At 63.6% G+C, this 7998-nt stretch carries 4 protein-coding genes; 1 reads left to right on the forward strand and 3 read right to left on the reverse strand.

Translation table 11 applies throughout. The features are described 5' to 3' along the window. Positions 1–338: 338 nt before the first annotated feature. Complete coding sequence (locus CRI93_RS14905) at positions 339–3773, forward strand: ankyrin repeat domain-containing protein (protein ID WP_098063512.1); 3435 nt, start codon at positions 339–341, stop codon at positions 3771–3773. A gap of 88 nt (positions 3774–3861) precedes the next feature. On the opposite strand, the gene CRI93_RS14910 is transcribed toward CRI93_RS14905, so the two are convergent. The 3 genes from CRI93_RS14910 to CRI93_RS14920 form a co-directional block, all read right to left on the reverse strand. Beyond that, positions 3862–5463 carry an alpha-amylase family glycosyl hydrolase gene (locus CRI93_RS14910; RefSeq protein ID WP_098063514.1) on the reverse strand — a complete coding sequence of 534 codons (1602 nt, stop codon included), beginning with the start codon at positions 5461–5463 and terminating at the stop codon, positions 3862–3864. Positions 5464–5505: 42 nt separating this feature from the next. Next, entirely contained in the window at positions 5506–7023 is a 1518-nt protein-coding gene (locus CRI93_RS14915; RefSeq protein WP_098063516.1) for a hypothetical protein, read from the reverse strand. 90 nt (positions 7024–7113) lie between these two features. After that, positions 7114–7839 (reverse strand): type 1 glutamine amidotransferase, encoded by a 726-nt coding sequence (locus CRI93_RS14920; protein ID WP_098063518.1) that lies wholly within the window; start codon positions 7837–7839, stop codon positions 7114–7116. Between the last annotated feature and the right edge of the window lie 159 nt (positions 7840–7998).

The following is a 7998-nucleotide window of genomic DNA, read 5'->3' on the forward strand; positions in this document are numbered from 1 at the left end:
CACGTAAGGCATAGGCAGACGGGTCTATTCTTCAGCACAGGTCATGGTTTGTCTCACGACCTGTACCGCTGGAGGATAGGCCCGTTCTGTTTTGTTAAGACCCGCCTGAGTTTTGTCATGTACTGTGGACGCCCACACGCGGCTTGTGCATCTTCTATGCAATATCCGTGTTGTAAATGAGTGATTTCTTTGCGATGCTATGAGCATACAAACGGACTGCCCGTGTATTGGAAACGACTTAAGCGCGGTGGCTGTCCGTTGCCCAGAACGAGCCCGCCGTCCGGGCCTCCCACAGTCCGGGCCGTGCATCCGCCATTTTACACTTACCCCCCTGTGCCATGACCGATGCCGTACCGAAGCCCGACGTCCCGTCTTCGATGTATGAATACATCGGCGTGGCCGATGCAGAGGCATGGGCCGACGCCCGCACTGTTGAGGCGGAAGCCGTAGACTGGGCGGCGCTCAACGACGCGGCGGCCAACGATGTGGAGCACGCGGCTGAGGTGTTTTCCAAAGGACCTGCGGGAGCGCTTCTCCGCGAGGCGGCCCGCGCCAATGCTGAGGCGGTATGCGAAGCGCTTCTAAAGAACGAGTTGGTCGTCTCGGACGAAGAGATGCAGGCTGCGTTGCGTGTGGCCGTGGAGGCACAGTCGGAAGTGGCTGCGGCGGTCCTTGTGCAGGGCGGAGCCGACCCCAACGACCAGCTCGATTCGGGCATCCGCCTGCTGCATCATGCCGCCAACACAGGCGCTGACGGCGTGGTCGACGCGTTGCTTCAGGGCGACGCCTACGTGCATCAGCGCGACGACGATGAGTACACGCCGCTCCATCGCGCGGTGATGGCTGATGCAGAGGCTACCGCCCGCCGCCTGCTCGATGCGGGTGCAGATGTGCAGATGCGCACCGTTGAGGGACGCTCGGCATTGCATCTGGCGGTGGTTCACAATGCCGCCGATGTGATCCCGGCGCTCATTGATGGCGGGGCGCGTCCCAATCAGAAAGACGATGCCGGCTACACGCCGCTGCACCGGGCGGTAGAGCACGACGCCCAAGATGCACTGCGTGCACTCCTCGACCATGGCGCAGACCCGCACCGGCGTGACGAGGGCGGGCGCACGGCGCTTCATGCCGCGATTGAACACGAGAACGAGTCGGCGCTGCGTCTGCTGCTGGAGCGTGACGTAGACACAAAAACGACTGATGACCAGGGGCGTCCTCCACTACACCGGGCCGTTGAGATGGGCGCTGCAGCGTTAGTAGAGCTGCTTCTTGATCATGGTGTGGATGCGTATCAGCGCGATGAACATGGCGATGCGCCGCTGCACCGGGCAGCGCGCGCGGATGCGGCGGCTGCGTGCACGCTGCTTATGGAGCATGGCGTAGACCCGCATCGGCGCGGGGCACAGGGGCGCACGCCGCTTCATGAGGCGGCTACTGCCGGAGCCCACGCGGCGATGCAGGCACTGCTCGATCACGACGCTGACCCCCACACGACCGATGATGAGGACCTGATGCCGCTGCATCTGGCTGTTGATACTGATCAGGCCGATGTGGTAGAGGCACTTCTTGATGCCGGAGCCGATCCGCACCGGCGCGACCGCGAAGGACGCACGGCCCTGCATCGGGCTGTGGATGGACGGGCTACAGCCGTCATTCCCGTTCTGTTACGCGGTGGGGCTGATGCAGAAACTGCCGACCAGAGCGGCTACTCGCCGCTTCACAAAGCCGCATATCGCGATGATACTGAGGTCCTGAACGTCCTTCTTGAGGGCGGGCTGGACCCCAACATGACTGACAGTGCAGGACGGACGCCAGCACATGCTGCCGCGCAAGCCGATGCTGCCGACGCCCTGCAAGGGCTCCTGGACAAAGGAGCAACGGCTACACAGCTGAGCGAGGCCGGGTATGCCCCGCTCCACATCGCCGCAAATCAAAACGCGACCGCAGCGCTCAAGACGCTGCTGGCGCACGGTTTGGAGCCCAATGCGACAAACAAAGACGGGCGTACCCCGGCGCACACTGCTGCACAGTCCGATGCTGCCGAAGCCCTGAACATCCTCCTGGAAAACGATGCTGACCCGGATGTCACAGACGAACGCGGCTGGCGTCCGCTCCATGTAGCGGCAGGTGCCAATGCCGTTGACACCCTCCGCATCCTGCTGGATACCGACTCGCCGCTACACACAGAGCACGATAACGACTTTACTCCGCTGCACGTGGCGGCTTCCAGCAATGCAGTAGAGGCATTGCATGTGCTGTTGGAGGCAGAGGCAATCCCTGACGTCGAGAGTCACCTGTCAGGGCAAACGCCGCTGCACGCGGCCGCTTATGCCAATCAGGCCGGGGCCATAGCCGTGTTGCTGGAGGCCGGAGCGGATCCCAATGCCACCGACCAAGATGGCGAAACGCCGCTGTATAAGGCCGCCGAGAAGGATGCAGAGGCCGCCATCACGGCACTGCTGAAGGCAGAGCCCGATCTCGAAGCTGCAGAAGCGCAGTATGGCCGCACGCCGCTGCACATTGCGGTGTGGAGCAACGCCGCCACGGCACTGGAGCAACTGCTCAATGCAGGGGCCAACCCCGATGCGCACGACACGGCGTTCAACCGCACGGCGCTTCACATGGCCGCGAGCCTCAACGCCGACATGCTCGTGCATACGTTGCTCGACCACGGGGCCGATCCCGAAATTGAAGACGAGCACGGCCAGACCGCGCTTCACAGCGCCGTTGACAACGAGGCCCACGATGCACTCGTACGGCTTCTTGAAGCGGGGGCAGCCCCCAATGCCACCGATGCCGATGGACAGACGCCCCTCCACGGAGCGGCTCAACACAATCTGGGGGATGCGACGGCCGCCCTGCTCGACTATGGGGCCGACCCCAACCTCCACAACAGCGACGGCTATACGCCCCTGCATGTCGCTGCCCGACTGGATGCAGCTACCGCCGCTGAACTGCTTCTCGATGACGAGGCCGATCCCGACGCCGATAGTGCCGCGCTCGGGCGCACGCCGCTTTACGTGGCCATCTGGAACGATGCCAAGGAGGTGGCCACGCTCTTGCTCAACCACGGGGCCGACCCCAACCGCCCTGATGACTCATTCGAGCGCACCCCGCTGCACATTGCAGCACGCAACAATGCCACCGAACTCGTTGCGCTGCTCCTCAAGCACGGCGCCGACCCCAACCAGGGCGATGATGCCGACGCCACGCCCTTGCACAGTGCTGCCAGCGACCATGCCGTTGACGCCGTAGAACAACTGCTGGAGTCCGGGGCCGATGCAAACGCATCCGACTTTGAGCAGCGCACGCCTCTGCATGCCGCCGCCAGCAGCAACGATCCCGAGATCCTGCGTCTGCTGCTGGAGGCTGGAGCCGATGTTCATGCTACCGACGACGAGCAGCAGACGCCGCTGCACGTGGCCGCCTGGTACGACGCCGCCGACGCTGCCCGCGTGCTGCTGGAGGCCGGAGCCACGCTCGAAGTCACCGATGCCACCTTCGGGCGTACGCCCCTGCACAGCGCCGTGTGGAGCGACGCAATTGACACCCTCACGGTGCTCTTGGAGCACGACGCCGATGTGCACGCCACCGATACCTCGGGCCGAACGCCTCTGCACGTTGCCGCCGACGACAACTCGGAGAAGGCGATCCAACTGCTCCTGAAGCACGGAGCCAATCCCGCCACTCCCACCGACGCAGGCGAAACGCCGCTCGACCTCGTTAGCGATGCCTCGTCGAAAGCTGCACGCCGCCTGAAGCGCGCCCGCTGATGAGCTTGTGAGCACAGACCGGAGTACCATCCATAGGGTCACGGCGCGCCGTGACCCTACTTCATCTATTGCAGTGCCGCTGCGCACATTACGGGCGATCCGTCTCAGCGTGTAGCAGCACCCCCTCATCGGCGCGCAACGACAACTGTGTTTCAACAGACACGTCGGCTGTGTCCATCCGGGTAGAGAGCAGGCGCCGTGCAGGCTGCGGGAGTTCGACTGTCTGCACGCTACTGCTGAAGTTCAGCGCGACGAAGAAGCGATTGGCTTTGCCTGTGCGTTCATAGAGAAGCACCTCGTCGGGGGCGTCGAGCGTGCGGCACGAGCCCCGGCGCAGTGCACGGTGCTCAGCCCGCAGATGCAGCACCCGCCGCACAAACTGGAGCATTGAGGCATCGTCCTCGCGCTGCAAGGCCACGTTCTGCACGCGGGCAGACGCCCCAACAGGCAGCCACGGCTCCACATCGGGCGGGCAGAATCCGGCGTGTGCGCTCGCATCCCAGCGCATGGGCGTACGCTCTGGATCCCGCCCCAGCCCCAGTCCGGGCGAGAGCAGTTCCCACGGGTCCTGAACCTGCTCTGGAGGAATCTCGACGTTCTGCATCCCCAGTTCGTCACCGTAATACAGCGTGGGCGTGCCACGAGCCGTGAGCAAAAACAGATGGCCGCAGCGCGCCTGCGCCCGACCGGCCCGTGTGGCAAAGCGCGGCTGATCGTGGTTGCTCAAGACCCAGTTGGGCCAGCCATGGTCGGGACACTCGGCCTCGTACTCGTCAACCAGCGCCCGCACGTTCTCGGCCGTCCACGGGGTAAACACCAGCCGGAAGTTAAACGGCAGGTGGAACTCGGGAGCCGCAGGCGTGCCGTAATGCTCGACCAGTTCTGGGATCTTCAAGTTCATCTCACCCACAAGCACGCGGTCGTCATACTCGTCGGCCACCGCCCGAATCCACCGGTTGAACTGATGGGCGTCGGGGATATTCTTGGTGCGCGTTTCGTGCACCCGAAACGACGGATCCATGTCCGGCGTCCAGTCCGGATTCACGGGGTTGTCGCGAAAGTCGGGATCCTTCATCACGCGGTAGGCCACGTCTACGCGAAAGCCGTCGATGCCCCGGTCGAACCAAAAGCGCAGTACGTTGCACATTGCCTCGCGTACCTCCGGGTTACGCCAGTTCAGGTCGGGCTGCTTCTTCAGAAACGTGTGCAGGTAGTACTGCTCGGTCGCCTCGTCCCAGGCCCACGCCGATTCGCCATCGAAGCGGCTGAGCCAGTTGGTGGGCGGCTCACCGTCGTGGCCCGGATCCTTCCAGTAGTACCAGTCGCGTTTCGGATCCTCGCGGCTGCTCTTCGATGCCTGAAACCACGGATGCTCATCGGAGGTGTGGTTCGGCACAAAATCCATGATCACCTTCAAGTCGAGCGCATGCGCTTTGGCGATCAGCGCATCCATATCCGCGAGCGAGCCAAACATCGGATCGATATCGCAGTGATCCGACACGTCATAGCCGAAATCGGCCATGGGCGAGGGATAGACCGGCGACATCCAGATTGCATCTACGCCCAGCCATGCCAGGTAGTCGAGCCGCTGCGTGATGCCGGGCAAATCGCCAATGCCATCGCCATTCGTATCCTGAAAGCTGCGCGGATAGATGTGATAGATCGCAGCGTCTTTCCACCAGTCACTCATGCCAAGCTCTTCTGTTGCAGGGGGATGCGAAAGCACGTCGTGTTATGCAAAGGAGGCGTCGAACTCCGCAGCAAAGGCACGAGCCGCACGGTGTAAGCGCTTCATGCGCGCCGGGTCAGAAACCAGGTTGTCATGCAGCATGCGGCTCCGGGTGGCCACGGCCTCGTCCTCGTACGAGTACGCAATATTCTTGACCTGATGCATACGCGCTTCGACCGCATCTGGAGTGCGCTCCTCATCGGGCAACGGCCGCGCCGCGCCCCAGTCGATGTGGATGAGTCCGGGAGCGTCGTTGTCAAGCGGATGCGCGCGGTCGGGGTCCACCATAAAGTTGTCGGCATGCCAGTCGCCATTCTCGACTCCGACATGCTCGCACACCAGCTGGTGAAAGAGCACCAGTTCGTAAATGGCAGGCGTCAGGCGATCTGGATCGGCCAGCACGTATTCTTTGAGCGTGGGGCCATCCACGTACGGCTCCTGGATGAAGCCAAGACTCGACACGAGCTGCACGTCGTGCCCAAACAGCCGATTGAGCGGTTCCACGAGGCCCTCCTCCAGAATCAGACGCAGCCGCCCGGCGGCAGTCACGAGCGCGCCATCACGGGTGAGCCCCGGACGGTTTTCGGCGCGTCCGTTGTGGGTAGCAGCGCCCAGCTCGATCTCGTGAAACGGCTCGGGCCCCGGCTGCTTGGCCACCAGATCGAGTTTGGGCGCAATGAGCACCGTGCTGCACCGATGCCGCCCCATGATGTACTCGCCCTTTAGGATGAGCACCAGCCCGGTGTCGGCTTCTACGCGCTGTTGCCAATCCGCGAGCGCTTCGGCTTCGTTTGAGTTCCCATTGGCAACCGACGCGCGGCGGCGGGTTTCAATGCGTGCCATCTGCCCCAACAGCTCGTCAATGAGTACGGCGCGCGGTACCGGGGGGGCATCGCCGCTGGACTTGGTGAGCGGCCCCGAGGTGGTGATTTCTGCGTAGAGCGCCTCGGCATAGGCCGTCATGCCCGCCACGGAGCCCGTGGCGTCGTGCTGGGCGCGCCAGTCATGCAGACGCACAATGCCAGCCGCCACATCCTCCACCGCATCGGTGCCCAGTTCGCGCGGCAGGCGGGTGCGCACCTGTACCGGATTGGCTCCGAAGTGCTGGATGTGAGGGCCGTATTCGCTGAGCACCTCTGCATGCCGGAGCAGCGGATCCGCTGCCGTCGAAGCCACCGGCCCCTGCATCACTCCAAACCAGACCGGACTCCACCCGCCCATGTTACGAGTCAGGTAGGCCGGGTCCTCCTCCAGAAACTCGGTAGGCACAAGGCGGTCGGTCGTGGTGGGGCGCACGTAGCCTGCCGGGACGTCGCGGCTGATGAGGCTGAGCACGGTGGGCTCGCTGCGAAGCCGCTCTGCCCATGCAGCCTCGGCCTCGACTGTGGGACGCGGGGCTACGATGCGTACCGCCGCACCCTGTGGCGTGGCAACAGGCGGCGTGAGAAAGGTGACGATAGCTTCGCGATTTAGCGGGATGGAGACAACACGAAACGGGGCGGAAGCACAGGCTTCGGGCATAGACAAAACAGGCCAGCGATCACAAAGGGCGGAGAGTCCTGCTTTATACGGTAGCACACACAGCGATGTGGCGCAAGCGGGTCGAGGTATCTACGCACTGTGGGCTGTACGGTGGGACTTCGCCATGCGCAAGAAGTTGTGCAAGAGCTGCTTCGGAGCACGAGCAGCCTGTACGTTCGCATCGGTGATGGTGTCGAGGGCGGCCTGTTTTTCGGCGTCGGGCAGCGACTTGCGGCGGATCATATCCTGGGCGCAGCGCCGGTCGTACTCGGGGTGAAACTGCACGCCTACCGCCGACCCGTGCCGAAAGGCTTGCACGCCCGCCTCGTTTTCGGCCAGCAGCGTGGCATCTTTCGGAAGCTGCGTCACAGCATCAGAGTGGGTAGCAAACACCGTAAACAGATGCGGTACGTCGTCCCAGATGGCATCCTCGGCCACCTGCTCCACCGACACATAGCCCAGTTCGTAGCGCTCCTGGCTGCGCACGGTCCCGCCCAGCGTCTGCGCTAAGAGTTGATGCCCCCAGCACACGCCCAGCACCGGGGCCTCCGACGCCAGCGCTCGCTGCACGTACCGCTCCACGCTCGCAATCCACGGGCGGTCGTCGTAGACCGAGGACTGCGAGCCGGAGACGATCAGCGCGTCGTAGGGCCAGTCGGCACGGGGGGCACCAGCATCGGGCCAGGGAGCCAGCGGTTCGCCCTCCGATACGCGCACAATCGAAAGGCGTGCGTCCAGCTCGCGCGTAAAATTACGCTGCACATGGGTGTCGTCCAGCGAGGCATCCAGCAACGCGACGTGGGGTACATCAGGCATAACGTGGAAAGACGGGTAGTGAGTAGACGCTAAGAAGCTGTTTTGATATGCCGTTAGAGGCGGCTAAGGGCTAATCGTAGTGACGCGAGCCGGACCATGGCGGCACTCGTCTCGGCCCGGCGCTCGTACTCCTTCGCAAGCCGCCGCCAGCCCCCGAAC

The sequence above is a fragment of the Longimonas halophila genome (assembly GCF_002554705.1).
GTDB classification, from domain to species: domain Bacteria; phylum Bacteroidota; class Rhodothermia; order Rhodothermales; family Salinibacteraceae; genus Longimonas; species Longimonas halophila.

What these genes read in the sequence shown, in the direction of transcription:
- CRI93_RS14915 (WP_098063516.1), bottom strand. Translation starts at nt 7,023, where the DNA reads ATGCCCGAAGCCTGTGCTTCCGCCCCGTTTCGTGTTGTCTCCATCCCG.
- CRI93_RS14905 (WP_098063512.1), top strand. Translation starts at nt 339, where the DNA reads ATGACCGATGCCGTACCGAAGCCCGACGTCCCGTCTTCGATGTATGAA.
- CRI93_RS14920 (WP_098063518.1), bottom strand. Translation starts at nt 7,839, where the DNA reads ATGCCTGATGTACCCCACGTCGCGTTGCTGGATGCCTCGCTGGACGAC.
- CRI93_RS14910 (WP_098063514.1), bottom strand. Translation starts at nt 5,463, where the DNA reads ATGAGTGACTGGTGGAAAGACGCTGCGATCTATCACATCTATCCGCGC.